27 protein-coding genes are annotated in these 25,556 nt (G+C 68.5%); 20 read left to right on the forward strand and 7 right to left on the reverse strand.

Annotated elements, in window-relative coordinates; translation table 11 throughout:
* From KF941_RS27620 to KF941_RS27630, 3 genes are read left to right on the forward strand one after another with little or no spacing between them, the layout of a single operon-like run.
* Entirely contained in the window at positions 1–618 is a 618-nt protein-coding gene (locus KF941_RS27620) for a class I SAM-dependent methyltransferase (RefSeq protein ID WP_072462608.1), read from the forward strand.
* Positions 619–660: 42 nt separating this feature from the next.
* The gene (locus KF941_RS27625) at positions 661–1,047 is read left to right on the forward strand and encodes a DUF4186 domain-containing protein (RefSeq protein WP_140847136.1); all 387 of its coding nucleotides are present in this window, start codon (positions 661–663) and stop codon (positions 1,045–1,047) included.
* Positions 1,044–1,517: a YbaK/EbsC family protein gene (locus tag KF941_RS27630; RefSeq protein ID WP_214274644.1), complete on the forward strand. Its 474-nt coding sequence runs from the start codon at positions 1,044–1,046 to the stop codon at positions 1,515–1,517. The genes KF941_RS27625 and KF941_RS27630 overlap by 4 nt, the downstream gene beginning before the upstream one ends.
* 365 nt (positions 1,518–1,882) lie before the next feature.
* On the opposite strand, the gene KF941_RS27635 is transcribed toward KF941_RS27630, so the two are convergent.
* The 4 genes from KF941_RS27635 to paaG form a co-directional block, all read right to left on the reverse strand.
* Positions 1,883–2,482 carry a TetR/AcrR family transcriptional regulator gene (locus tag KF941_RS27635; RefSeq protein WP_036755443.1) on the reverse strand — a complete coding sequence of 200 codons (600 nt, stop codon included), beginning with the start codon at positions 2,480–2,482 and terminating at the stop codon, positions 1,883–1,885.
* A gap of 125 nt (positions 2,483–2,607) precedes the next feature.
* Positions 2,608–3,918 carry a phenylacetate--CoA ligase PaaK gene (gene paaK, locus KF941_RS27640; RefSeq protein ID WP_072462611.1) on the reverse strand — a complete coding sequence of 437 codons (1,311 nt, stop codon included), beginning with the start codon at positions 3,916–3,918 and terminating at the stop codon, positions 2,608–2,610.
* A gap of 28 nt (positions 3,919–3,946) precedes the next feature.
* Positions 3,947–4,378 (reverse strand): hydroxyphenylacetyl-CoA thioesterase PaaI, encoded by a 432-nt coding sequence (gene paaI, locus KF941_RS27645; RefSeq protein WP_214275223.1) that lies wholly within the window; start codon positions 4,376–4,378, stop codon positions 3,947–3,949.
* Between the two features lie 29 nt (positions 4,379–4,407).
* A complete protein-coding gene (paaG, locus tag KF941_RS27650) occupies positions 4,408–5,196 on the reverse strand; it encodes a 2-(1,2-epoxy-1,2-dihydrophenyl)acetyl-CoA isomerase PaaG (RefSeq protein WP_214274645.1) in 789 nt (262 codons plus the stop codon).
* A 102-nt stretch (positions 5,197–5,298) separates the two neighbouring features.
* On the opposite strand from paaG, the gene paaN reads away from it, so the two are divergent.
* The 7 genes from paaN to KF941_RS27685 all read left to right on the forward strand — a co-directional run bounded on the left by paaN (position 5,299) and on the right by KF941_RS27685 (position 13,437).
* On the forward strand, positions 5,299–6,948 hold the full coding sequence (gene paaN, locus KF941_RS27655) for a phenylacetic acid degradation protein PaaN (RefSeq protein ID WP_214275221.1): 1,650 nt from the start codon (positions 5,299–5,301) through the stop codon (positions 6,946–6,948).
* 34 nt (positions 6,949–6,982) lie between these two features.
* Entirely contained in the window at positions 6,983–8,128 is a 1,146-nt protein-coding gene (locus tag KF941_RS27660) for an ABC transporter substrate-binding protein (protein WP_036755375.1), read from the forward strand.
* Positions 8,129–8,196: 68 nt separating this feature from the next.
* Positions 8,197–9,069 (forward strand): branched-chain amino acid ABC transporter permease, encoded by an 873-nt coding sequence (locus tag KF941_RS27665; RefSeq protein WP_036755374.1) that lies wholly within the window; start codon positions 8,197–8,199, stop codon positions 9,067–9,069.
* Positions 9,069–10,028, forward strand: coding sequence for a branched-chain amino acid ABC transporter permease (locus tag KF941_RS27670; protein WP_214274647.1), 960 nt, complete (start codon positions 9,069–9,071; stop codon positions 10,026–10,028). Before KF941_RS27665 ends, KF941_RS27670 begins: the two co-directional genes overlap by 1 nt.
* Complete coding sequence (locus KF941_RS27675; protein ID WP_036755371.1) at positions 10,025–10,804, forward strand: ABC transporter ATP-binding protein; 780 nt, start codon at positions 10,025–10,027, stop codon at positions 10,802–10,804. The genes KF941_RS27670 and KF941_RS27675 overlap by 4 nt, the downstream gene beginning before the upstream one ends.
* Positions 10,791–11,492, forward strand: coding sequence for an ABC transporter ATP-binding protein (locus KF941_RS27680; RefSeq protein ID WP_114537951.1), 702 nt, complete (start codon positions 10,791–10,793; stop codon positions 11,490–11,492). The genes KF941_RS27675 and KF941_RS27680 overlap by 14 nt, the downstream gene beginning before the upstream one ends.
* Positions 11,493–11,496: 4 nt before the next feature.
* The gene (locus KF941_RS27685) at positions 11,497–13,437 is read left to right on the forward strand and encodes a 3-hydroxyacyl-CoA dehydrogenase NAD-binding domain-containing protein (RefSeq protein WP_214274648.1); all 1,941 of its coding nucleotides are present in this window, start codon (positions 11,497–11,499) and stop codon (positions 13,435–13,437) included.
* Positions 13,438–13,646: 209 nt separating this feature from the next.
* Here KF941_RS27685 and KF941_RS27690 read toward each other — a convergent pair whose 3' ends face one another.
* Complete coding sequence (locus tag KF941_RS27690) at positions 13,647–14,711, reverse strand: 3-deoxy-7-phosphoheptulonate synthase (protein WP_214274649.1); 1,065 nt, start codon at positions 14,709–14,711, stop codon at positions 13,647–13,649.
* 268 nt (positions 14,712–14,979) lie between these two features.
* Here KF941_RS27690 and KF941_RS27695 point away from each other — a divergent pair, with 268 nt between their 5' ends.
* Together KF941_RS27695 and KF941_RS27700 are read left to right on the forward strand one after the other, a co-directional pair.
* On the forward strand, positions 14,980–15,693 hold the full coding sequence (locus KF941_RS27695; protein ID WP_240540596.1) for a 5-formyltetrahydrofolate cyclo-ligase: 714 nt from the start codon (positions 14,980–14,982) through the stop codon (positions 15,691–15,693).
* A 100-nt stretch (positions 15,694–15,793) separates the two neighbouring features.
* Complete coding sequence (locus KF941_RS27700; protein ID WP_214274651.1) at positions 15,794–16,336, forward strand: NADPH-dependent FMN reductase; 543 nt, start codon at positions 15,794–15,796, stop codon at positions 16,334–16,336.
* A gap of 65 nt (positions 16,337–16,401) precedes the next feature.
* Here the strand turns inward: KF941_RS27700 and KF941_RS27705 are convergent, their stop codons facing one another.
* On the reverse strand, positions 16,402–16,599 hold the full coding sequence (locus KF941_RS27705) for a hypothetical protein (RefSeq protein WP_036755362.1): 198 nt from the start codon (positions 16,597–16,599) through the stop codon (positions 16,402–16,404).
* A gap of 301 nt (positions 16,600–16,900) precedes the next feature.
* On the opposite strand from KF941_RS27705, the gene phnC reads away from it, so the two are divergent.
* From phnC to phnE (KF941_RS27725), 4 genes are all read left to right on the forward strand, one after another.
* A complete protein-coding gene (gene phnC / locus KF941_RS27710) occupies positions 16,901–17,719 on the forward strand; it encodes a phosphonate ABC transporter ATP-binding protein (RefSeq protein ID WP_214274652.1) in 819 nt (272 codons plus the stop codon).
* Positions 17,720–17,753: 34 nt separating this feature from the next.
* Positions 17,754–18,665, forward strand: a complete 912-nt coding sequence (phnD, locus tag KF941_RS27715; RefSeq protein ID WP_036755356.1) for a phosphonate ABC transporter substrate-binding protein — start codon at positions 17,754–17,756, stop codon at positions 18,663–18,665.
* Between the two features lie 62 nt (positions 18,666–18,727).
* Positions 18,728–19,573: a phosphonate ABC transporter, permease protein PhnE gene (gene phnE, locus KF941_RS27720; protein ID WP_214274653.1), complete on the forward strand. Its 846-nt coding sequence runs from the start codon at positions 18,728–18,730 to the stop codon at positions 19,571–19,573.
* 3 nt (positions 19,574–19,576) lie between these two features.
* Positions 19,577–20,899, forward strand: coding sequence for a phosphonate ABC transporter, permease protein PhnE (gene phnE / locus KF941_RS27725; RefSeq protein ID WP_214274654.1), 1,323 nt, complete (start codon positions 19,577–19,579; stop codon positions 20,897–20,899).
* Between the two features lie 131 nt (positions 20,900–21,030).
* Here phnE (KF941_RS27725) and KF941_RS27730 read toward each other — a convergent pair whose 3' ends face one another.
* Positions 21,031–21,984: a LysR family transcriptional regulator gene (locus KF941_RS27730; protein ID WP_214274655.1), complete on the reverse strand. Its 954-nt coding sequence runs from the start codon at positions 21,982–21,984 to the stop codon at positions 21,031–21,033.
* A 143-nt stretch (positions 21,985–22,127) separates the two neighbouring features.
* Here KF941_RS27730 and KF941_RS27735 point away from each other — a divergent pair, with 143 nt between their 5' ends.
* The 4 genes from KF941_RS27735 to KF941_RS27750 all read left to right on the forward strand — a co-directional run.
* Entirely contained in the window at positions 22,128–23,342 is a 1,215-nt protein-coding gene (locus KF941_RS27735) for a muconate/chloromuconate family cycloisomerase (RefSeq protein WP_276315889.1), read from the forward strand.
* Positions 23,343–23,344: 2 nt separating this feature from the next.
* Positions 23,345–23,635, forward strand: coding sequence for a muconolactone Delta-isomerase (catC, locus tag KF941_RS27740; protein WP_214274656.1), 291 nt, complete (start codon positions 23,345–23,347; stop codon positions 23,633–23,635).
* Between the two features lie 73 nt (positions 23,636–23,708).
* On the forward strand, positions 23,709–24,647 hold the full coding sequence (gene catA, locus KF941_RS27745; RefSeq protein WP_214274657.1) for a catechol 1,2-dioxygenase: 939 nt from the start codon (positions 23,709–23,711) through the stop codon (positions 24,645–24,647).
* Between the two features lie 119 nt (positions 24,648–24,766).
* The coding region (locus tag KF941_RS27750) for a Rieske 2Fe-2S domain-containing protein (RefSeq protein ID WP_214275222.1) at positions 24,767–25,556 on the forward strand (790 nt) is incomplete at its 3' end.

The raw sequence follows: 25,556 nt of genomic DNA on the forward strand, positions 1-25,556 counted from the left end.
ATGGACATCAAATCCATCCAAGCCTCGTATTCACGCTGGGCGCCGGTCTACGACCGGACCTTCGGGGCGGCGACCAACATGGGCCGGCGCCGGGCGGTGGACTACATCAACCGCCGCGGCGGCTCGGTGCTGGAGGTGGGGGTCGGCACCGGCCTGTCGCTGGAGCATTACGGCCCGCACATGCAGGTCACGGGCATCGACTTCAGCCGCGAGATGCTGGACAAGGCCGTCGCCAAGGTGCAGCGGCTGGGGCTGAAGCAGGTGCAGGCGCTGCGGCAGATGGATGCGCGGGCGCTGGATTTCCCCGACAACCATTTCGACACGGTGACGGCGATGCACGTCCTGTCGGTGGTGCCCGAGCCCGAGCGGGTGATGGCCGAGATCGCGCGGGTCTGCAAGCCGGGCGGCAAGGTGGTCATCACCAACCATTTCGCGCGCGACCGCGGCGCCATGGCGGCGGTCGAGCGGATCTTCGCCCCCCTGGCCAACACCATCGGCTGGCATTCCGATTTCCGCATCGAGCGGGTGCTGGGCCAGGAATCGCTGGTCCTCGAGGAACGCCGCACCCTGCCGCCCCTGGGCATGATGACCTTTCTGGTTCTGGCCAAGGCGGGCTAGGCGGGGCTTTCCGCGGCGCGCCGGGACGGCTATGTCCTGGGCATGACCGATCAGGACCAGATCCTGGGCCGGCTGGCCCGGTCCGCCTTTCGCAGCCGCTTTCGCCTTGGCCGGAAGGAGCGGAGCTATGCCGACGCCAGGGGGCGCGAGACCGTCGCCGCCCATGCGCGCGACTTCATCGCCGCGCGGCTGGCGCCGGCCGCGCCGCCGAACGACGGCCGCCAGACCCCGATGCGCGGCCATCCGGTCTTCATCGCCCAGCACGCCACCGCCTGCTGCTGCCGCTCTTGCCTGCAGAAATGGCACGGCATCCCGCGCGGCCGGGCGCTGGATGCCGCGCAGCAGGCGCAGATCGTCGACCTGCTGATGGCCTGGATCGACCGCGAGATGGGCTTTCGCCCGCCGCCGCCGGAAAGGCCCGCGGAATGAGCGGCGCCACCCCGGCCACGCAATTCCTGCTTCGGGCGCAGGTGGCCTTTCGCCCGGTCGAATACCGCTATGATCCGGGGTCCGAGCGCGTGGCGCTGCAAGCGGCCGAAGCCATCGGCCTGCCGCCCGCCCGCCTGCTCAAGACGCTGATGGTCGAGGTGGACGGCCGCCCCGCCTGCGCGGTCCTGCCCGGCGATCGCAGCCTGTCGATGAAGCGGGTGGCGGCGGCATTCGGCGGCAAGTCGGCGGCGATGATGCCGCCCGCCAAGGCCGAGCGGCTGACCGGCTATCATACCGGCGGCATCAGCCCCTTCGGCCAGCGCCGCCCGGTGCCGGTGGCCTTCGAGGCCGAGGCCATTGGCTTTGACGAGGTGGCGATCAACGGCGGCAGGCGCGGGCTGTTGCTGCTGCTGTCGCCGCGTGATGCGCTGGCCGCGCTGTCGGCCAGGGCGGCACCGCTGTCGGCCTAGCCCCCGCAATCGCCATTCCCCTTAACCAGTTGCTGGTGGCTGCGAGAAGGTCGCAGCCATTGAACGGGATGGTCCTGCGGTCGTAGCGGGTCGCGAAACGGCGGAAGTGTCTGGGTCTGTCGAAGCCGCGTTCGATGCAGTTTCTGTCGTTCGCAAACAGACGGCTATCATTCCCGGTCCGGCCCGGATCGCCTGCCTTTCCGGGCTAATGCGACGCGACCCTCTCCCATTGGGCGTGGCTCAACGCCGAGCGCTTTGTGGCCCTCCTGAACCCCGTGTCATCTCGGGATGTCCGGTGAACCGCTGAATTCCACCCAAGGAAAATCCTGAATGTCGATCCGCCCTGGGACACCGCGCGGGGGGCTTCAGCGGACCGCCTTGATCCCTTCCAGGATCAGGGTGGTCGCCACGTCGGCGTAATCCTCGCGCGTGATGCGGCCGCCGTCGCGGAACCACATGTAGACCCAGTTCATCATCCCGAACAGCGACATGGTCACGGGGGTCAGCAGGGGGCGCTGCGGATCGTCCAGGTCGGGGTTGATCTCGCGCAGGACGGCGGCGAAGCGCTTGACGATGCGGCGCTCGACGCCCAGGATCTCGGCCTTCTGCTCGTCTCCCAGGGCAGGGGTGGCGTTCAGCTGCACCTTGTGCTGGTTGTCCGCGCCGCGATAGCGCTCCAGCACCGTGCCGACCAGCCGGCGCAGGCGCTGCTGCGGCGGCAGGGTCGGGTCGTCCGCCTCTTCGATGGCGGCTTCCAGCTCTTCCAGATGGGTGATGATGATGGCGAAGATCAGCGCGTCCTTGCTGGGATAGTAGTGGTAAAGCAGCGCCTTGGAGACCTGGCTGTGGGTGGCGATCTGCGCCATGGATGCCTTTTCCATGCCCAGATCGGCAAAGACCTCGGCCGCCTTGTCCAGAAGGCCGCGTTGCTTTTCCTCGAAATCCGCTGCCCGTGTCCGAGCCATGCCATTCCTCATCAGATCATTTGTTCGCCCGCGGTCGGGAGGCGAGAAAAACAAGGGGGCGCATGGCCCCCCAACGACTTAGCGGGTTTGCGACCGCGCGTCATATTGGTTGCCGCGTTGCGGCATCATGTCTTGGGCCGATTGTCAAGCACCCGCTTGGCCTTGCCTTCGGAACGGGCAATGGCGTTGGGATCCTTGACCTCGATCCGGGTCGAGACGCCGACCACGCTTTTTATGTGATGCGCCAGTTCCTTGGCGGAATGGGCGCGGGCGGAATCCTCGGCCATCTCGGCGGTGCATTCGACATGCACGACCATGCTGTCCATCCGGCCCGAGCGGGTCAGCTCGATCTGGAAATGCGGCGCCAGGCCCTTGCATTTCAGGATCTGCTCTTCGATCTGGGTCGGGAAGACGTTGACGCCGCGCAGGATGATCATGTCGTCGCTGCGGCCGGTGATCTTCTCGATCCGGCGCATCGAGCGGGCGGTGCCGGGCAGCAGGCGGGTCAGGTCGCGGGTGCGGTAGCGCACCATCGGCAGCCCTTCCTTGGTCAGCGTGGTAAAGACCAGCTCGCCGATCTCGCCGTCGGGCAGCACCTCGCCCGTCGTCGGGTCGATGATCTCGGGATAGAAATGGTCCTCCCAGATGTGCAGCCCGTCCTTGGTCTCGACGCATTCCATGGCGACGCCGGGGCCCATGACCTCGCTGAGGCCGTAGATGTCGACGGCGTGCATGTCGAAGGCTTCCTCGATCTCCTGCCGCATGGCGTTGGTCCAGGGCTCGGCGCCGAAGATGCCGATCTGCAACGAGGACTCGCGCGGGTCCAGGCCCTGGCGGCGGAACTCGTCCAGGATCGACAGCATGTAGCTGGGCGTCACCATGATGATGCGCGGCTTGAAGTCGTCGATCAGCGTCACCTGCCGCTCGGTCATGCCGCCCGAGATCGGGACCACGGTGCAGCCCAGCCGCTCGGCGCCGTAATGCGCGCCGAGACCGCCGGTGAACAGCCCGTAGCCATAGGCGTTGTGCAGGATGTCGCCCGGACGCCCGCCCGCGGCGCGGATCGAGCGCGCGATCAGGTTCGCCCAATGGTCGATGTCGGCCTGGGTATAGCCCACGACGGTCGGCTTGCCGGTGGTGCCGGACGAGCCGTGGATGCGCACCAGCCTGGACTGCGGCACGGCGAACATGCCGAAGGGATAGGTGTCGCGCAGGTCCTGCTTGGTGGTGAAGGGGAATTTCGCGATGTCCCTGAGGGACTTCAGATCCTCGGGGTGGGCGTCATGTTCGATGAAGCGGTTGCGATAGAAGGGCGAATTTTCGAAGGCGTGCTTCAGCGACCGCTTCATGCGGTGGAATTGCAGGGCCTCGATCTCGTCGCGCGAGGCGATCTCGATCGGGTCCAGCTCTTTCCTTTCGGGCGCCAATGGGTGCATGGATTCCTCCCCTTGCGATGGGTTGCGGTCAGGCTTCGACCGGCAGATGGGTGCCTTTGACGGTGCGGGAATGGCCGCGGAACTCGGCCACATGCGCACCGTCCTGGTTGGTGATGCGGATGTCGTAGATGCCCGAGCGGCCGCGGCGCGACACCTCGCGCGCCGTTGCCGTAAGGCGGTCGCCGATGCGGCCCGGCAGCAGGTAGGTGATCGAGCAATGCTGCGCGACGACCAGCTGGTTGTAGCTGTTGCAGGCAAAGGCGAAGGCGCTGTCGGCCAAGGTAAAGATATAGCCGCCGTGGCAATTGCCGTGGCCGTTCGACATGGCCTCGCTGATGGTCATGGACAGCGTGGCCTCGCCCGGCGCGATATGGTCCAGGCTCATGCCCAGCCGCTGGCTGGCGGAATCGTCGTTCCACATCGCCCTGGCCGAGGCTTCGGCCAGTTCCTGCGGGGTCATCTGCGCGGCGGGTTTCCCGGTCATGTCGTTCATTGTCCCCTGAACTCCGGCTTGCGCTTTTCCAGGAAGGCGGCGACGCCTTCGGCATAATCGGCGCTGTGGCCGGCCCGCCGCTGGCAGTCGCGCTCCAGGTCGAGCTGTTCTTCCAGGCTGTTGCCGGCCGAGGCCTGGATCATCTGCTTGGTCAGGCCCAGCCCCAGCGTCGGGCCGGCCGCCAGCGATTTCGCCAGCGCCGCGGCCTCGTCCATCAGCGCCGCGTCCTCGACGGCCTTCCAGATCAGGCCCCATTCGGCCGCCTTTTCCGCGCCCAGCGGCTCGGCCGTCAGGGTCAGCGCCTTGGCGCGCGGCTCGCCCAGGATGCGGGTCAGCGACCAGGAGCCGCCGGCATCCGGCACCAGCCCGATCTTGGCGAAGGCCTGGACGAATTTCGCCGATTTCGCCGCCAGCACGATGTCGCAGGCGATGGCGATGTTCGCACCGGCGCCGGCGGCCACGCCGTTCACCGCGCAGACCACCGGCTTGGCCAGCGAACGGATCAGCCGCACCGAGGGGTTGTAATAGGCTTCCAGCGTATGGCCCAGGTCGGGCGCCTCGCCGCCGTTGCGCGGGTCGCGGTCGCCCAGGTCCTGGCCGGCGCAGAAGCCGCGGCCGGCGCCGGTCAGCAGCACCGCGCGCACCGCGGCATCGTCATGCGCCCTTTGCAGGCCGGCATGCAGCGCCAGGTGCATGTCCTTGTTGAAGGAATTCAGCTTGTCGGGGCGATTGAGCGTCAGCGTCAGCACGCCATCGGCCAAGGCCGTCAGGACGGTTTCCGTCATCGGTAAAACTCCCATGCCCCGGCTTCTGGGGCTCCCTGAAAATTTTTGTTGCATAAACCGACCGGCCGGTCAATGATAATCTGGCAAATGAGGGGGAACGCCGTGACAGAATTTTTCGACCGCCATCGGCCGATGCTGGACGCCGCGCTGGACGCTGTTCGCCAGCGCGCATTCTGGAGCCCGTTCCCCGAGATTCCAAGCGGCAAGATCTATGGGGAATCGGCGCGCCAGGACGGCGAAACCGGCTTCGCGGCGCTGCGCCATGCCGCCTTCGAACTGCCTGGGCATCCGAATCAGCGCCGGCTGGGTGCCGAGGTCTCGCCCTTTGGCGGCGCGCTGGGGATCACCTATCCGGCCGCCGATGCCGCGACGCTGATCGCCGCGGCGCAGGCGGCGCAGCCGGCGCTGGCGGCGGCCAGCCCCGAGGCGCGGGTGGGCGCCTGCCTCGAGGCGCTGGTGCGGCTCAACCGCATGAGCTTCCTTATCGGCCAGGCCACCATGCACACCACCGGCCAGGCCTTTGCCATGGCCTTCCAGGCGGGCGGGCCGCATGCCCAGGACCGCGGGCTCGAGGCCGTGGCGATGGCCTGGGACGAGATGACGCGTTTTGCCCCGCAGGCGCGCTGGGAAAAGCCGCAGGGCAAGGCGGCGCCGATCCTGCTGGAAAAGCACTGGTCGATCGTGCCCGCGGGCCTGTCGCTGGCCATCGGCTGCAACACCTTCCCGACCTGGAACAGCTATTCCGGGATCTTCGCCAGCCTCGCCACCGGCAACCCGGTGATCGTCAAGCCGCATCCCGCCGCCATCCTGCCGCTGGCGCTGACCGTGCGGGCCTTGCGCGAGGTGCTGGCCGAGGCCGGCCTGCCCGCCGATTCGGTGCTGCTGGCCGTGGACGAGCGCGGGGCCGAGATCACCCAGGAACTCGCCACCGATCCGGCGGTGCAGCTGATCGACTATACCGGCTCGGCCGCTTTCGGCGACTGGCTGCGCAGCCACGCGACCCAGGCGCAGCTGTTCACCGAAGAGGCGGGGGTGAACACCGTCACCATCGCCGCGACCGACGACTTCGCCGGCATGTGCGACAACCTGGCCTTTTCGCTGGCGCTTTATTCCGGGCAGATGTGTACCGCGCCGCAGAACATCTATGTGCCCGAGGGCGGCATCGACACCGACCAGGGCCGCAAGAGCTTCGACGAGGTCGGGATGGCGCTGGCCGGCGCCATCGACGCCCTGCTGGCCGACCCGGCCCGCGCGGCGGGCATCTGCGGCGCCATCGCCAACCAGGCGACGCTGGAGCGGGTGCAGCAGGCGCGCGGCCTGGGCCGGGTGCTGCGCGATTCGGCGCCCGTGGGGCAGGGGCGGACCGCCACCCCGCTGCTCTTGGCGCTGCGGGACGGCGATCCGGCCTGCGAGCGGGAATGCTTCGGCCCCGTCGCCTTCGTCGTCGCGGTCAAGGATGCCGATGCCGCCATTGCGCGGGCCGCCGAGCTGGCGCGGTGCAAGGGCGCGATCACCGCCGCGCTCTACGACCGGGACGAGGCGCGCATCGCCCGCGCCGCGCAGGCCTTTGCCGCGGCCGGCGTCAACCTGTCGGTGAACCTGACCGGCAACATCTATGTCAACCAATCGGCGGCCTTCAGCGATTTCCACGTCACCGGCGCCAACCCGGCCGGCAATGCCTGCCTGACCGACACCGCCTTCGTCGCCAGCCGGTTCCGGCGCGCCATGTGGCGCCGGCCCGCGGCGGCCTGACCCTGTAAACTGGTTCTCTGGGAGGAGACACATCATGAAAAAGACCCTGACGACGACCGTTCCGGCCGCGCTGATCGCGCTTGGCCTGGCCTCTGCCGCCAGTGCCGAGATCAGGATCGGCGCCTCGGTTTCCGCGACCGGCCCCGCCGCCTTCCTCGGCGACCCCGAGGCCAAGACCCTGCAAATGCTGGTCGAGGAGCTGAACGCCAAGGGCGGCATCAACGGCGAAGAGATCGCGCTGGTGCTTTACGACGACGGCGGCGACGCCAACAAGGCGCGCACCTTCGCCACCCGGCTGATCGAGGACGACGAGGTGCAGGCCATCGTCGGCGGCACCACCACCGGCACCTCGATGTCGATCCTGGCCGTGGCCGAGGACGCCGAGATCCCCTTCATCTCGCTGGCCGGCGCCATCGACATCATCCAGCCGGTCAAGCCCTTTACCTTCAAGACCCCGCATACCGACCGCATGGCCTGCCAGAAGATCTTCGAGGACATGCAGAAAAGCGGCATCCAGAAGATCGGCATGATCTCGGGCACCGACGGCTTCGGCGCCTCGATGCAGGCGCAATGCAAGGACGTGGTCGGCGAATACGGCATCGAGATCGCCGCGGACGAGACCTATGACCCCAAGGACGCCGACATGACGGCGCAGCTGACCAAGATCCGCAACACCGATGGCGTGCAGGCGGTGCTGAACCCCGGCTTCGGCCAGGGCCCGTCCATCGTGACGCGCAACTATCGCCAGCTGGGCATCGAGCTGCCGCTCTACCAGTCGCATGGCGTCGCCTCGGACGGGTTCATCGAGCTTGCCGGCAAGGAAGCGGCCGAGGGCGTGCGCCTGCCCGGCACCGCGCTGCTGGTCGCGGACCTCTTGGCCGAGGACGATCCGCAAAAGCCGGTGGTGACGGCCTACAAGGCGGCCTTCGAGGGCAAGTTCAACGAGCCGGTCGGCACCTTCGGCGGCTATGCCCATGACGGCTTCGCCCTGCTGGTCGATGCGGTCACGCGCGCCGGTTCCGCGGAACCTGCCGCGATCCGCGACGCGCTGGAGCAGACCTCGGGGCTGGCGGGCACGACCGGCATCTACACCATGTCGCCCGAGGACCATCTGGGGCTGGACCTGTCGGCCTTCCGCATGCTGGAGGTCAAGGACGGCAGCTGGTCCATCGTCGAATGACCCCGCGCGGTCCCCGCCCTGGGGACCGCTTCCGCCCGCTCGGGAGAGCCCAGCCAGAGAGCCTCGGCATGTCTGAACTTCTGCAATTCCTGTTTTCAGGGCTGACGGTGGGCGCGGTCTATGCGCTGGTCGCCCTGGGTTTCACGATCATCTACAACGCCTCGGACGTGGTGAACTTCGCCCAGGGCGAGTTCGTCATGCTGGGCGGCATGGTCACATGGTTCGCCCATGCCGCCGGGCTGCCGCTGCCGCTGGCGGCGCTGGTCGCCATCCTGGCGACCGCAGCCCTGGGGGTCGCGATCAACAAGCTGGCGATCGAGCCGGCGCGCGGCGCGCCCGTCGTCTCGCTCATCATCATCACCATCGGCGCCTCGGTCTTTCTGCAGGGCGCGGCGCAGCTGGTGTTCGACAAGCAGATCCACAGCTTCCCGGCCTTTTCCGGGGACACGCCGCTGCGCATCGGCGGCGCGACGATCCAGCCGCAAAGCCTGTGGGTGATCGGTGGCGCGCTGGTGGTCTTTGCCGGGCTGTGGCTGTTCTTCACCCGCACGCTCCTGGGCCGGGCGGTGCTGGCCACCTCGAACAACCGGCTGGCGGCGCAGCTGGTCGGCATCAACACCAATTTCGTCATGACGCTGTCCTTTGCGCTGTCGGCCGGGATCGGCGCCTTGGCCGGGGTCTTGGCGACGCCGATCACGCTGACCGCCTATAGCGTCGGCATCGGCTTCGCGCTGAAAGGCTTTGCCGGCGCCATGCTGGGCGGCATGGGCAATCCCAAGGGCGCGCTGGCCGGCGGTTTCCTGATCGGGCTGATCGAGGCGCTGACCGCGGGCTACCTGTCCTCGACCTACAAGGAGGCCGCGGCCTTCGTCGTGATCCTGCTGGTGCTGTTCTTCATGCCGCAGGGCCTGTTCGGCCGCAAATCGACGGAGCGGGTGTGATGCCGAGACTGTCCGCCAAATCCGCCACGCTGCTGGTGCTGGCCGCGCTGATCGCGGTGACGCCGTTCTTCTTTCCCTCGGGCTATTACTACCGCGTCGGCGCGCTGATCTTCGTCAACGGGCTGGCCGTGACCGGGATCGTGATCCTGACCGGCTATGCCGGGCAGATCAGCCTGGGCCATGCCGGTTTCGCCGGCATCGGCGGCTATGCCTGCGCCTTGGCGCCCACGCATCTGGGCCTGCATCCGTCGCTGGCGGTGGTGCTGGGCGCGGTGATCTCGGGCGTGCTGGCCTATCTGGTCGGGCGGCCGATCCTGCGGCTCAAGGGCTATTACCTGGCCGTCGCCACGCTGGGCTTCGGCATCCTGGTCGCCATGGTGCTGAACAACGAACGCCAGCTTACCGGCGGGCCGGACGGCATCGCCGTGCCCGAACTGGGCTTGCGCGGGCTCTTGAAAGACTGGGGGCTGGACCTGACCAACGGCCAGTTCTGGTATTTCTTCTGCGGCATCGTGCTGCTGATCGGCGCCTGGATCGCGCTGAACCTCTATCAAAGCCCCAGCGGCCGGGCGCTGCGGGCGCTGCACGGCTCGGAAATCGCCGCGGGCACCGTGGGCATCGATGTCGCGCGGGTCAAGCTGCAGGCCTTCGTCATCTCGGCCGTCTATGCCTCGGTCGCGGGCTCGCTGGTGGCGCTGCAGAACAAGTTCATCACCCCCGACGTCGCCGGCTTCATGCATTCGATCGAGATGGTGACGATGGCCGTCCTGGGTGGCGCCGGCTCGGTGCTGGGCGCGATCTTCGGCGCCGGCATCCTGACGCTGCTGCCGCAGGTGCTGACCGTCTTTGCCGAATACGAACAGCTCGTCCTGGGCCTGGTGATGATGCTGGTGATGATCTTCCTGCGGGAGGGGCTCTTGCCCTCGATCCTGCGCAAGCTGCGGGGGAGGGGCGAATGACGCTGCTTTCGGTCGAGGGTCTGGGCATCAGCTTCGGCGGCATCAAGGCCGTGCATGATGTCAGCTTCAAGGTCGAGCCGGGCGAGATCGTCTCGGTCATCGGCCCGAACGGCGCCGGCAAGACCACGCTGTTCAACATGATCTCGGGCGTCTACCAGCCCGGATCGGGCCGGGTCGTGCTGGAGGGCGAGGACGTGACCGGCATGGCGCCGTTCCGTCTGGCAAGCCGCGGCATGTCGCGCACCTTCCAGAACCTGCAGATCTTCCAGAACATGACGGTGCTGGAAAACGCCATCTCGGGCTTTCACCTGCAGGAAAGGGGGCCGGTGCTGGCGGATCTCCTGCACCTGCCATCCTCGCGCCGCCGGGCCCGCGCGGCCGAGGCGGGCGCGCGCGAACTGCTGGCCCGCGTCGGGCTGGAGCGCGCGGCGGACCGCGAGGCGGGGAACCTGTCCTATGGCTCGCTCAAGCGGCTCGAGATCGCGCGGGCGCTGGCGATGCGGCCCAAGGTGCTGCTGCTCGACGAGCCGGCGGCGGGCTGCAACGCCGTCGAGACCGAGGAGATCGACCACCTGATCGCCGAGGTCGCCGCCTCCGGCACCGCCATCCTGCTGGTCGAGCATGACATGAAGATGGTCATGCGCATTTCCAGCCATATCGTCGTGCTGGACCATGGCGAAAAGATCGCCGAGGGCGCGCCGGCCGAGGTCAGCCGCAACCCGGCGGTGATCGCCGCCTATCTGGGAACCGAGGAGGGTGCCGATGCTGACGGTTGAGGGCTTGCGCTCGCGCTATGGGCGCATCGAGGTCTTGCACGGCATCGACCTGCATGTCGATTCCGGCGAGATCGTCACCGTGGTCGGCGCCAATGGCGCGGGCAAGACCACGCTGCTGCGCTGCCTGTCGGGGGTGCAGCCGGTCTCGGCCGGCACCATCACCTTCCGCGGCGAGCCGCTGGCCCCGGTGCCGGCCTATCGGCGGCTGGCCCGCGGGCTGGCGCAATCGCCCGAGGGGCGGCAGATCTTCACCAACCTGACGGTCGAGGAGAACCTGCGCCTCGGCGCCTTCCTCTACAGCGACGAGCGGGTGGAAAAGGACATGGAAGACGCCTTCCAGATGTTCCCGATCCTGAAGCAGAAGCGCAACCTTGCCGCCGGGGGCCTGTCGGGCGGCCAGCAGCAGATGCTGGCCATGGCGCGGGCGCTGATGGGCCGGCCGTCCTGCCTGCTTCTGGACGAGCCCTCGATGGGCCTGGCGCCGATCATCGTCCAGCAGATCTTCGACGTGGTCAGCGGGCTCAAGGCGCTCGGCGTGACCGTGCTGCTGGTGGAACAGAACGCCTTCGGCGCGCTGAAGATCGCCGATCGCGGCTATGTCATGGAAACCGGCCAGATCACCATGCAGGGTCCGGCCGAGGAGCTGATCGCCGATCCGCGCATCCGCGAAGCCTATCTGGGGATATGAGGAAATGACCGTAACCATCGCCCGCCAAGGGGAAATCGCCACCGTCACCGTGGACAACCCGCCCGTCAACGCGCTGTCCGCGGCGCTGCGGCAGGGGCTGTGGGACGCGGTGGAGACGCTGGACGCCGACGGCTCGGTCGCGGCGGTGGTGCTGGTCTGCGCCGGCCGCACCTTCATCGCCGGGGCCGACGTGACCGAATTCGGCAAGCCGCCGGTTCCGCCGCACCTGCCCGACCTGGTGGACCGGATCGAGGCGGCCGCGAAGCCCTGGGTCGCGGCGATCCACGGCTCGGCGCTTGGCGGCGGGCTCGAGGTGGCGATGGGCTGCCGCTTCCGGGTGGCCGCGCAGGGTGCCTCGCTGGGCCTGCCCGAGGTGAGCCTGGGCATCGTTCCCGGCGCCTCGGGCACGGTGCGCACGCCGCGCCTGGTGGGCGTTCCGGCCGCGGTCGAACTGGTGACTTCGGGCCGGCCCCTGCGGGCGGCGCAAGCCGCCGAGGCCGGGCTGGTCGATGCGGTGATCCAGGGCGATCTGCTGGAAGGCGCCGTGGCCTTTGCCCGCCACGCGCTGACCCGGCCCTTGCCCCAGCCGACCTCGGCCCGCCCCGTCGCCGCGCCCGACCCGGCCTTCTGGGCCGAGCAGGAAAAGGCCGTCGCCAAGGCCGCCAAGGGCGCCGCCGCGCCGCTGCGGGCGCTGGCCTGCCTGCGCAAGGCGGCCGAGGCAAGCTTTGCCGAGGCCATGGCCTTCGAGCGCGAGACCTTCCTGGAACTGCGCAGCTCGGAACAGGCGGCGGCACTGCGCCACGTCTTCTTCGCCGAGCGCGCCGCGCCGCGCCCGGCCGCCCTGCGCGATGTCGAGCCCTTGCCCCTGCGCCGCGCGGCGGTGGTCGGCGGCGGCACCATGGGCGCGGGCATCGCCGCCGCCCTGCGCGACGCCGGCCTGCCGGTGGTGCTGGTCGAACGCGACGACGAGGCGGTGGCACGCGGCATGGCCAACCTGCGCGGCATCTTCGACGGCGCCGTCCGGCGCGGCAAGCTGACCCAGGCGCAGGCCGCCGACCGGCTGGCCGGCGTCACCGGGACCACCGACTATGCCCAACTGGCCGATGCCGATCTGGTCATCGAGGCGGTGTTCGAAGAGATCGGGGTCAAGCGCGCCGTCTTCGACCGGCTCGCCCAGGTCTGCCGGCCGGATGCGGTGCTGGCGACCAATACCTCCTATCTCGACCCGCGCGCCATCGCCGGGGGGCTGCCCGGCCCCGAGCGTTTCATCGGCCTGCATTTCTTCAGCCCGGCCAATGTGATGAAGCTCCTGGAGATCGTGCCCGTGCCCGAGACTTCGGAGCGCACGCTGGCGACCGGCTTTGCCCTGGCACGGCTGCTGAAGAAGATCCCGGTCCGCGCCGGCATCTGCGAGGGCTTCATCGGCAACCGCATCCTGAAGCGCTATCGCGCCGCGGCCGAGGCGCTGGTCCGCCAGGGCGTGGCGATTGCCGAGATCGACGCCGCCATGCGCGGCCATGGCTTTGCCATGGGCCCGTTCGAGGCGCAGGATCTGGGCGGGCTCGACATCGCCTTCCTGCAACGCGAGGGCGCGCGGGCGGCGGGGCAGGCGGTGCCCGAGACGCTGGGCGACATCCTGGTCCGCGCCGGCCGCAAGGGGCAAAAGACCGGCGGCGGCTGGTATGACTATGCGCCGGGCGAGCGGCGCCCGCAGCCTTCGGCCCTGGTGGCCGCGCTGCTGGCGGGCGCGATCACCCCCGGCGCGGCGATGGACCGCGATGCGATCGCCGCGCATCTGGTCGCCGAGATGGCGGCTGAGGGGCAGGCGATCCTGGACGAGGGCATCGCGCAAACCCCCGCCGACATCGACCTGGTCGAGATCCACGGCTACGGCTTTCCGCGCTGGCGCGGCGGCCCGATGTTCGCGACCGGCATCCGCGGCTGAAGCGGCGGGGGCCGGGATCTGGACAGGGCAGGGCCGCTTGAAACCATGCGGCCCTGCCATGCCCGGATCGGTGCGACGCAGAACCTTGCGATTTCGCCGCCGCCACGCGATGTCCTCGTCGGGCGTCGGGCGTCGGGCGTCGGGCGTCGGGCGTCGGGCGTCGGGCGTCGGGCGTCGGGCGTCGGGCGTCGGGCGTCGGGCGTCGGGCGTCAGGCGGCGCGGCGCAGGCGCGTGGCGGCGGCCCCGGCCAGATCCAGCAGCAGCGCGCGGCTTTCTTCCCAGCCCAGGCAGCCGTCGGTGATGCTCTGGCCATAGACCGGCACCTGGCCGGGCTGCAGATCCTGCCGCCCCGCCACCAGGTTGCTTTCCAGCATGACGCCGCGGATGCGCGCCTCGCCGGCGCGGATCTGCGCCGCGACATCGGCGATCACCGCCGGCTGGCGCGCCGGATCCTTGCCGCTGTTGGCGTGGCTCGCGTCGATGACGATGCCGGGCTCGATGCCGGCCCTGGCCGCAGCCGCCGCCACCGCCGCGACATGCCCGCCGTCGTAGTTCGGCCCGTCATGGCCGCCGCGCAGCACGACATGGCAGGCATCGTTGCCGGTGGTGGTGGCGATGGCCGCCGCCCCCTGGGCGGTGATCGCCGGGAAGCTGTGCGGCCGCGCGGCCGAGCGGATCGCGTCCAGCGCCACCTGCACCCCGCCATCGGTGCCGTTCTTGAACCCGACCGGGCAGGACAGGCCCGAGGCCAGCTGGCGGTGGATCTGGCTTTCCGTGGTGCGCGCGCCGATGGCGCCCCAGGCGATCAGGTCGGCGAAATACTGCGGCAGGATCGGGTCCAGGAACTCGGTCGCCGCCGGCAGGCCCATGCGGTTGATCTCCAGCAGCAGGCGGCGGGCCAGGGGCAGCCCGTCCTCGATCCGGTCCGAGCCGTCCAGATGCGGGTCGTTGATCAGCCCCTTCCAGCCGACGGTCGTGCGCGGCTTTTCGAAATAGACCCGCATGACGATTTCCAGCCGGTCGGACAGCGCGCGGCGCAGCTCGGCCAGGCGCGCGGCGTAATCCAGCGCCGCCGGGACGTCATGGATCGAGCAGGGGCCGGCAACGACCAGCAGCCGGTCGTCGCGCCCGGCCAGGATGGCGCGGATGGCGGCGCGGCTGTCGGCGACGGTGCGCGACACCGCCTCGTCCCGCGGCAGCGATTCGGCCAGGGCGGCCGGGGCGGGCAGGGGTCGCAGGGTGGCGATATGCAGGTTCTCGGTCTGGATGGGCATGGCTCTCTACTTTCTGCAAGAGGCCGGACCGGAAGCGCATGGAACTGAAAAAGCCGCCGGTCTTGGGCCAGCGGCTTGGGGGTCAGTATCGCGTTCGCGCTACACCCGGCTCCGCTGGGGACAGCGGAACCAATAAAACGAAATGGTGCAGGGCATTCGATGCGACATGGGCCATCCATAACCGCTGCGCGGCGCGCTGTCACGCCGATTCTTGCGCACGGGCTTTGGCGGCGCTCGGCCCCGTGCTACCCTGCCGCGCATGACCAGGATGCAGCCTTCCACCGCGGGACCGGGCGGGGCCGATGGGGACGAGCAGGGCGGCTCGCCCCCCTGCCAGGCCGCGCGGATCGCGCCGGATTACTTCGACCCGCTGGCCGTCGATGCAAAGCAGGCGCGCGACGTGGCGCGCTGGCGCAAGGCGCGGCGCGAGGAATTGCTGGCCCACCGCGCGGGCCTGAGCATCGCCGCGCGCCAGGCCGCCGCCGCGGCCATCGCCAGGGCCCTGGACGAGGTGCTGGCCGCGCATCTGCCCGATCCCCGCGGCCGGGTGATCGCCGGCTATTGGCCGATCCGGTCGGAACCCGACCTGCGCCCCTGGCTGGCCCGCCTGCACGAACGGGGCGCCATCCCGGCCCTGCCGGAGGTCGTGCGCCCGGCGAGCCCGCTGGTCTTTCGCCCCTGGCATCCCGGCGCGGCGATGCGGCGGGGGCATTGGAACATCCCGGTGCCGGCCAGCGCCGAGACGGTGGCGCCCGAGGTGATGCTGGCCCCGCTGGTCGGCTGGGACGGCGCGGGCTATCGGCTGGGCTATGGCGGCGGCTATTTCGACCGCACGCTGGCCGTGCGGCAGCCGCTGGCGATCGGGGTCGGCTTGCAGGCGGCCCGGCTGGCGACGATCTATCCGCAACCCCACGACATCCGGCTGGCCGCCATCGTCACCGAACGCGGCCTGCAATATCCGCCCCGTCCCGGCATGGCGTGAAAAATCTTGCCGGGCATCGCGTCGATTTCCGCGCCTGCGGCGTTGGGCGACAGCCGGCGCCGTTCCGCGCAACCCTCGGCAGGCAGGAAAGGAAACAGCGATGACCAAGACGATCCTGGGCCTCAGTGGCAGCCTGCGGCGCGCCTCGTTCAACGCCGGGCTGCTGCGCGCCGCGGCCGACCTGGCCCCCGAGGGGGTGCGCATCCAGATCGGCTCGATCCGCGAGGTGCCGCTCTACGACGGCGATCTGGAGGCCGAGTCGGGCCTGCCCCAGCCGGTGCGCGCCCTGCAAGCGCAGCTTGCGGCGGCGGACGGGTTGCTGATGGTGACGCCGGAATACAACAACGGCGTGCCGGGCGTGTTCAAGAACGCCATCGACTGGATGTCGCGCGGCGAGGGGCTGGCGATGTTCGTGGGCAAGCCGGTGGCGGTGATCGGCGCCTCGCCCGGCGGTTTCGGCACCATCCTGGCGCAAAGCCATTGGCTGCCGGTACTGCGCACGCTCAAGGCCGCGCTGTGGACCGAGGGGCGGCTGATGGTCTCGCGCGCGGAATCGCTCTTCGACGACCAGGGCAACCTGACCGACGACAAGATGCGCGCGCAGCTGCGCAAGTTCCTCGAGGGTTTTGCCGCAACCCTCTGATGCGGGCCGGATAAACGCCAAAGGCAGCCCGGAGGCTGCCTTTCCTGCGTCGGTGCGGCGAAAGGTTATTCGGCCGCGAAGGTGGTGGCGAACTGGCCGCACCAGTCGTTCGACTTGACGACCGGCCAATAACCCCTGGTGTCCGCGTCCCTTTGGTTGACGGGCGGGTTGGCGCGGCACAGGCCGGAATCGGACAGCGTGCTGGCGGAGTTGGCGACGTGATCCTCGTAGAACGCGCAGGCGTTGCAGGCGGTTTTGGTCATGGCTGTTGCTCCTGTCTGGCGGGCATGTCTTGGTTGCTGGCTGGCTTTCGGCTGGCTGGCGACCTTGGCAAGGATATAGAGGCCGATTCGCCGAAGGTCAAGAAATAATCTTGTAAAAACATATAGTTGACAGAATTACTTGGCGTTCTGATCCTGATCCGAACGCTCGGATTTGGATTTTGCGTCCTGTGAAAAACGCTCGGGAAAGGGCGGCGCGGGCGTCAAGAAAGCTTCACCGGACTGCGCCAATTCCGTCACCGATCCCGGCTATCAGCGCCCCAACCGCTCATGGAGGGCCGCCTTGCTTGCAGTTCAGAACGTCACCCGCGTCTTTTCCGGGCGTGCCGCGGTGGACGACATCAGCTTTGCCGTGGACGGCCCGGCCTTCGTCGGCATCATCGGCCGCTCGGGGGCGGGGAAATCGACCTTCCTGCGGATGATGAACCGGCTGACCGATGCCTCGGCCGGGCGGATCTGCGTGGACGGGCGCGACATCCTGGCGCTGCGCGGCCGCGACCGCCGCGCCTGGCAAAGCCAATGCGCGATGATCTTCCAGCAGTTCAACCTGGTGCCGCGCATGGACGTGGTCTCGAACGTGCTGCACGGGTTGCTGAACCGCCGCCCGGCGCTGGCCACGCTGTTCAACCTGTGGCCGCGCGCCGACATCCTGCGCGCGCTGGAGATCCTGGACCGGCTGGGCATCGCCGAACAGGCGCCCAAGCGGGCCGAGGCGCTGTCGGGCGGCCAGCAGCAGCGCGTGGCCATCGCCCGCGCGCTGATGCAAGACCCCAGGATCATCCTGGCGGACGAGCCCATCGCCAGCCTCGACCCGATGAACGCGCAGATCGTCATGGACACGCTCAAGCGCATCAATGTCGAGGACGGGCGCATGGTCATCGCCAACCTGCACACGCTGGACACCGCGCGGCGCTATTGCGACCGGGTGATCGGCATGCGCGACGGGCGCATCGTCTTCGACGGCACGCCGGCGCAGCTTTCGACCGGCGTCGCCCGCGACATCTATGGCGCCGACCACAGCTTCAACGAGGCCGCAACCTCGACCGCCATTCCCACCGATGCCATCGCCGATGCGGCCTATGCCGCGCGGCTGATGGCCTGACGCTTCCCGCAATACCGCAACCCATGGAGAGACCATGAAACCGCTTGCCCTGGCGCTTGCCGCCGCCACCGCCCTGACCTCCGGCCTGATCTCGGCCGCCTCGGCCCAGCCGATCACCGGCTTCAACCTCGGGATCATGGGCGGCGAGAACGCGCAGGACCGCATGACCTCGAACGAATGCTACCGCGCCGCCATCGAGGCCCAGCTGGGCGTGCCGGTCAAGGTCTTTACCCCCGCCGATTACGACGGCGTCATCCAGGGCCTGCTGGGCGGGACGCTGGACATGGCCTGGCTGGGCGCCTCGGGCTATGCCAAGATCCACCTGACCGATCCCGAGGCGGTCGAGCCGGTGCTGACCAAGCAGAACATGGACGGCTCGACCGGCTATTACGCCATCGGCTTCGCCCGCAAGGACAGCGGCATCGCCTCGATCGAGGACGCCAGGGGCAAGTCCTTCGCCTTTGCCGAGCCGAACTCGACCTCGGGCTACCTGGTGCCGGGGGCCGAGCTGGCCGAGACCCATGGCAAGCTGGAGGATTTCTTCGGCCAGGTCCGTTTCGCGGGCGGGCACGAGCAGGCGATCATCGGCGTCGCCAACGGCGATTTCGACGCCGGCGTCAGCTGGGCCGACGGTCTGGGCGACTGGGAGGACGGCTATAACTCGGGCGCCTTCCGCAAGGCCGCCGATGCCGGGCTGGTCGAGATGAACGACCTGGTCGAGATCTGGAAGTCCAAGCTGATCCCGGAAGGGCCGATGGTGCTGCGCAAGGCCCTGCCGCAAGAGGTCAAGGACAAGGTCACGCAACTGACCGCCGACCTGCACGAGACCGACAAGGACTGCGCCTATGGCGTCGCCCATGGCGAGGCCATGGATTTCGTGCCGGTGACGCATGACGCCTATCTGGGCGTGGTCGCCGCGCGCAAGTTGCAGGAAACGGCGCAGTAAAGCGCCCCCCGGCCGCGTCCCTAGGGGGGGCGCGGCATCCGCATTTCATCCGCAGGATCTTCATGGCCGCCCTTGCCCCGGACGACATCCGCGACGCCTATCTGGAACTGACGCGCCGCCGCCGCCTTTACGGCGGGCTCTTGCTGGTGATCTTCGTCGCCATGATGGCGGCCGGGTTCCGGCTGGCCGAAAGCCGCAATGCCGGCGGCTTCGTCGATGGGCTGCCGATGCTGCTGGCCTTCCCCTCGGAGGTGCTGGCCGAGGCATGGCAGAAGCGCGCGAACCTGCCCGGCCTGCTGGCCGAGCATCTGCCCTCGCTGGTCGAGACGCTGAACATCGCCGCCGTCTCGACGCTCATGGGCGGGCTGATGGCGATGGGGCTGGCGCTTCTGTCCACGCGCGGGCTGGCGCGCTGGCCGCGGCTGACGGGGCTGTTCCGCCGGCTGATGGACGCGCTGCGCGCCGTGCCCGAGATCGTGGTCGCGCTGGTGCTGATCTATATCCTCGGCGGCGGGCCGGTGCCGGCGGTCATCGCCATCTCGCTGCATACCGCCGGCGCGCTCGGCAAGCTGTTTTCCGAAGTGGCCGAGAACGCCGACCTGAAGCCGGTCGAGGGGCTTGCCTCGGTCGGCGCCGGCTGGGGCCAGCAGGTCGGGCTGGGGGTCCTGCCGCAGGTGGCGCCGAACTGGCTGTCCTATGCGCTGATGCGGTTCGAGATCAACCTGCGCGCCAGCGCCATCCTGGGCTTCGTCGGTGCGGGCGGCATCGGCTACGACCTGAAGCTGGCGATGCAATGGGGCATGGGCCGCTATGACGAGGTGGTGGCGATCTTTGCGCTGCTCTTCGTCGCCATCGTCGCCATCGACCGGCTGTCGGACCATGCACGCAGCCGGCTGGTAAGGGGCTGAACCATGACCGCTGCCACGCTTTCCCCCGCCCTGGCCGATACCGTGCTGACCCGTTTCGCCCGCCGCCGGCTGGCGGCCTTTGCGGTGCCGCTGGCGATCCTGGCCTACCTGGCCTATGCCGCCATGGCCTTCGACATCGCCGGGCTGGCCGGGCGGGCGCGGATGGACAATGCCGCGGTGCTGCTGTCGGATTTCTGGCAGCACAAGACCCATGTGACGCGGGACAACCGTTCGGGCGCCTTGCGCGTCGCCATCGACGGCGAGGCCAAGGGCACCTATCCGCCGGACCGCCTGCCGGGCTGGATCGCCACCCAGGGCGACGCCACCCGCATCGACCTGGGCCAGGGCCATGTCGTCACCTATGACGCGCAGGGCGCGCGCTACGAGGTGCCGGGCTATGGGCTGATCGACATCCGCCCCCAGGACGGCGGGCTGCACCTGACCGCGCCCCAGCCGCTGCCCGACTGGATCAACGCCTCGGACAGCCGGGTCAGCGTCACCACCCCGGCCGGGCGCTTCGCCTATACCCGCTCCAAGGTCGAGACCTTTCGCTATCAGCCGGGCTGGGCGCTGTTCTTCTTTACCCTCGACAGCCCGTTCCACTACATGAGCTGGCCCGAGATCGCCGCCAGCGCGCTTTGGGGGCCGCGCGTCGATCCCGGCCTGCCCAATGTCGCCGCCATGGCGCGGGAGTTCTGGACCAACGCCATGTGGCGGCACGGCGACGTGATCTGGGCCATGTTCGAGACGGTGCTGATGGCCTTCCTGGGCACCTTCGGCGCGGCGCTGGTCGCGCTGCCGCTGGGCTTCATGGCGGCGCGCAATATGATGCCCTTTGGCGCGCTGCGCTTTGGCCTGCGCCGGGTCTTCGACTTCATCCGCGGCGTTGACGGGCTGATCTGGACCATCGTGCTGGCCCGCGCCTTCGGCCCCGGCCCGATGACCGGGGCGCTGGCCATCCTGCTGACCGATACCGGCAGCTTTGGCAAGATGTTCTCGGAAGCGCTGGAAAACATCGACGAAAAGCAGGTCGAGGGCATCCGCTCGACCGGCGCGGGCGCCGTGCAGCGGGCGCGGTTCGGGGTGATCCCGCAGGTGACGCCGGTGCTGCTGTCGCAGGTGCTGTATTTCCTGGAATCGAACACGCGCGGCGCCACGGTGATCGGCGCCATCGTCGGCGGCGGCATCGGCCTGTTGCTGACGCAGGCGATCCAGACCCAGAAGGACTGGGAGGACGTGGCCTATTACATGGTGCTGATCGTGCTGATGGTGATGGCGATGGACAGCTTTTCGGGCTGGCTGCGCCGCAGGCTCATCAAGGGCTAGCGCCGTCGATCAACGCGCAAGGCGGGAAGGCGGCAGAAACCGCACCCCCGCCCACAGGGTCGGTCATGCCCCAACCCTGCTTGCGCCCCCGCGTGAGGGCAGGCACCCCAGGGCGAACCCGGCGCATGGCCTTACGCGCGGTTGGGCTTGCGGCCTTCCGAAGGCGGCGGGCGAAGGTTGTTGGCTTCAAGCCAGGCCGGTTTTTCGGCATACATGTCGCCAATCAGCCGCTTGACCAGGTCGAGATGGCGCGACGCATCGCCCGCGCGGTGGTAAAGGATTACCGGGGACACCGCCCGCGGGCTGTCGATAAGGCGATACTGCACGTCGGACCGCATCTGCCGGGCCGACGACGGTATGATGCAGACGCCCGAATCCGCGGCGACCAGGCCAAGGGCGGTCTGGATCTCCCGGACCTCCAGCACCTCGGAGGGACGGATGTCCTCGTCCTGAAGCAGGCTCAGGACCTGGTCGGCATAGCTGGGGCGCGGCTCCTTGGGATAGACGATCAGCTTCTGGCCGGCGACGGCGGCAAGCGGCAGCGGCGCGTCGTCCTGGGCCAGGGGCGTGCCCTCGGGCAGCGCGACGACAAGGCGTTCCTCGCGCATGAGCGTGCTGACGACATTCGGGTCGCTGTGCTTCAGGCGGCCGAAGCCGATGTCGATGCGGCCTTCCTTCAGCGCCGGTATCTGCTGGATCGACAGCATTTCGAGCAGCTGGATATCCAGCTCGGGCGCGTTCTGGCGCAGCTTCCTGATCAGCGACGGAAGGCCGCCATAAAGCGTCGAGGCCACGAAGCCGACGGACAGCACCCGGTTGCGGTTCATGCCCACCCGCCGCGTCGCATCCTTCATCTGGTCGACCCGCCCCAGCACCTGCAGGGCCTGTTCATAGAACAGGCGTCCCGCATCGGTCAGCTTGATCGGCCGGCTCTTGCGGATGATCAGGACGACGCCCAGCTCTTCCTCGAGCAGCTGGATCTGCCGGCTCAACGGCGGCTGGGCGATGTGCAGGCTTTCGGCTGCGCGGGTAAAGTTGCGCTCGCGCGCGACGGCGGCGAAATAGCGCAACTGCCGCAAATCCATGGAAAGCCCCTCCTGTCTGCCAGACGAATCTTACCCGCGTCCTGGGTATTTTGCGGCGGATCAACCCGCTGAAATGCGGGATAATTCGCAGTATAATACCTTCAGAGCATAGTATCAAACCCAAACGGTGTTGGACGAAAGGCATGGCCGGCCGCAATCTTGCCGGCATGAACCAGACATTCGCACCCCTTGCCCCGACCAACGCCGTCAGCCCGGTCATCGACCGGGTCGAGACCATCCTGGTCGACCTGCCCACCATCCGGCCGCACAAGCTGTCGGTCGCCACGATGAACGGCCAGACCCTGATGCTGGTCAAGCTGCATTGCAGCGACGGCGTGGTCGGCATCGGCGAAGGCACGACGATCGGCGGGCTGGCCTATGGCGGCGAAAGCCCCGAAAGCATGAAGCTGGCGATCGACACCTATTTCGCGGCGGTGATGCTGGGCCAGGACGCGACCCGCATCCAGGCGCTGATGGCGCGCATCGGCAAGGCGGTCAAGGAAAACCGCTTTGCCAAGAGCGCCGTCGAGACCGCGCTTCTGGATGCGCATGGCAAGCGGCTGGGCCTGCCGGTCAGCGAGCTTTTGGGCGGCCGGCGCCGCGACCGGCTGGCGGTGGCCTGGACGCTGGCCTCGGGCGATACCGCGACCGACATCGCCGAGGCCGAGCGCATGCTGGACCTGCGCCGCCACCGCATCTTCAAGCTGAAGATCGGCGCCCGCGACATCCGCGACGACATCGCCCATGTCGCGGCGATCAAGCGCGCGCTTGGCGACCGCGCCGCGGTGCGGGTCGACGTGAACATGGCCTGGAGCGAGACCGAGGCGGCCCATGGCATGGCGGCCCTGGCCGATGCCGGCTGCGAGCTGGTCGAGCAGCCTGTGGCCGCGGCCGCGGGGCTGGTGCGGCTGGTGCGCCGCTTTCCCACGGCGCTGATGGCCGATGAATCGCTTTCCGGCCCGGAATCGGCCTTCGAGCTCGCCAGGGTGCATGGCGCCGATGTCTTTGCCGTCAAGATCGAGCAATGCGGCGGCTGCTTCAACGCGCTGCGGGTGGCGGCCATCGCCGATGCCGCCGGGATCGGCCTTTACGGCGGCACCATGCTGGAAGGCGCGGTGGGCAGCATCGCCTCGGCCCATGCCTTCTCGACCTTCGCGAACCTGCAATGGGGCACGGAACTGTTCGGGCCGCTGCTTCTGACCGAGGAGATCCTGTGCGAGCCGCTGGATTACAGCGACTTCGCGCTGACGGTTCCGTCCGGGCCGGGGCTCGGCATCCAGCTGGACGACGACCGCGTGGCGTTCTTTGCCCGCGACGGCCTGCACCGCAAGACCCGCCCCGCCGGCCAAGGAGGATGACGATGCTGTTCCATGTTCGGATGGATGTGAACATCCCCCGCGACCTGCCCGCCGAGGAGGCGGCCGAGATCATCGCGCGGGAAAAGGCCTATTCGCAGGCGCTGCAGGCCAGCGGCAAGTGGCGGCACATCTGGCGCATCGCGGGCGAATACGCGAATTTCAGCATCCTCGACGTCCGGGACAATGCCGAGTTGCACGAGATCCTGTCGGGCCTGCCGCTGTTTCCCTTCATGAGGATCGAGGTGACGCCCCTGCTGCGCCACCCGTCCTCGATCCGCGAGGACGACCGCTAGAGCCATCATTCCCAAAGGGCCGGCGGAGGAGCCGACCCGTCCCAGTTTCCACGAGAATCCAGGAGGAGAGACCATGACTGTCAAGATTTTCGACCGGCCCGACGTGCAGGCGTTCCTGCGCGAACTCAGCGGGCAGAACAGCGCCAGCGGCAACCCGCGCATGAAGCAGATCATCCACCGGCTGATGTCCGACCTGTTCAAGGCCATCGACGACCTGGACATCACCCCCGACGAATACTGGACGGGCGTGGCCTGGCTGAACGATCTGGGCGCGGCCGGGCAGGCGGGGCTGATCTCGCCCGGACTCGGCGTCGACCATTTCCTGGACGAACGGCTCGACGCCATCGACGCCGCGCTGGGGATCGACAATCCGACGCCGCGCACCATCGAGGGCCCGCTTTACGTCGCCGGCGCCCCGGAATCGGTGGGCTTTGCGCGGCTCGACGACGGCACGGATGCCGACGGGCACACGTTGATCATGCATGGCACCGTGCATGGCGCGGACGGCAAGCCGCTGCCCGGCGCCAAGGTCGAGGTGTGGCATTGCGACACCCGCGGCTTCTATTCGCATTTCGACCCGACCGGAAAGCAGGCGCCGTTCAACATGCGCCGCACCATCATCACCGACCAGGACGGCCGCTACAAGTTCCAGAGCATCCTGCCCAGCGGCTATGGCGTGCCGCCCGGCAGCCCGACGGAAAAGCTGCTGTCCGCCCTGGGCCGCCACGGCCAGCGCCCGGCGCATATCCATTTCTTCATCAGCGCCGACAGCCACCGCAAGCTGACCACGCAGATCAACATCGAGGGCGATCCGCTGATCGACGACGACTTCGCCTATGCGACCCGCGAGGGGCTGGTGCCGAAGGTCGTCGAGCGCACGGACGAGGCCAGCATCCACGCCAACAACCTCAACGGCCCCTTCGCCGAGATCCAGTTCGACATCCACCTGACCGCGCTGATCGACGGCGTGGACAACCAGGTCAACGAACAGCGCCGCCGCGCCGTCGCCTGACCCGTGTCTTCGGGCGGCCCCTCGGACGGGGGGCGGCCGCCCGGCTCGAACCCACCTTTCATCACCGACATTGGCAGGGGCTGGCGCGCGAAACGTGCCTCCCCCTGGGGAGAGAACTCATGTCCGCGATCATCGAAAAGGCACGCGATCTGGAACATCTGCTGGCCGTTGCCGTGCAGGACGACAAGGAGGCCGGCCTCTACCGCTGCCGCCGCGACATCTTCACCAACGAAGATCTGTTCGCGCTGGAAATGAAGCACATCTTCGAAGGCAACTGGGTCTATCTGGCGCATGAAAGCCAGATCCCCGAAATCAACGACTATTACACCACCTGGATCGGTCGCCAGCCGGTCGTCATCACCCGCGACAAGACCGGCGCGCTGAACGCGGTCATCAACGCCTGCGCCCACAAGGGCGCGATGCTGTGCCGCCGCAAGCAGGGCAACAAGGGCAGCTTCACCTGTCCGTTCCACGGCTGGACCTTTTCGAACACCGGCAAGCTTCTGAAGGTCAAGGACGCCAAGACCACGCAATATCCCGAGCAGTTCGGCAAGGACGGCTCGCACGACCTGACCCGCGTGGCGCGCTTCGAAAGCTATCGCGGCTTCCTGTTCGGCAGCCTCAATCCCGATGTGGCCTCGCTCGAGGATTTCCTGGGCGAGACCAAGGTCATCATCGACCAGATCGTCGACCAGGCCCCCGAGGGGCTGGAGGTGCTGCGCGGCAATTCCTCCTATATCTACGACGGCAACTGGAAGCTGCAGATGGAGAACGGCTGCGACGGCTACCATGTCAGCTCGGTGCATTGGAACTATGCCACCACCATGGACCGGCGCAGCGAAACCGGCACCAAGGCGGTGGACGCCAACAGCTGGTCGAAATCGGTCGCCGGCGTCTATGGCTTCGAGA

The organism is Paracoccus sp. pheM1 (genome assembly GCF_018499825.1).
Classification (GTDB): Bacteria; Pseudomonadota; Alphaproteobacteria; order Rhodobacterales; family Rhodobacteraceae; genus Paracoccus; species Paracoccus versutus.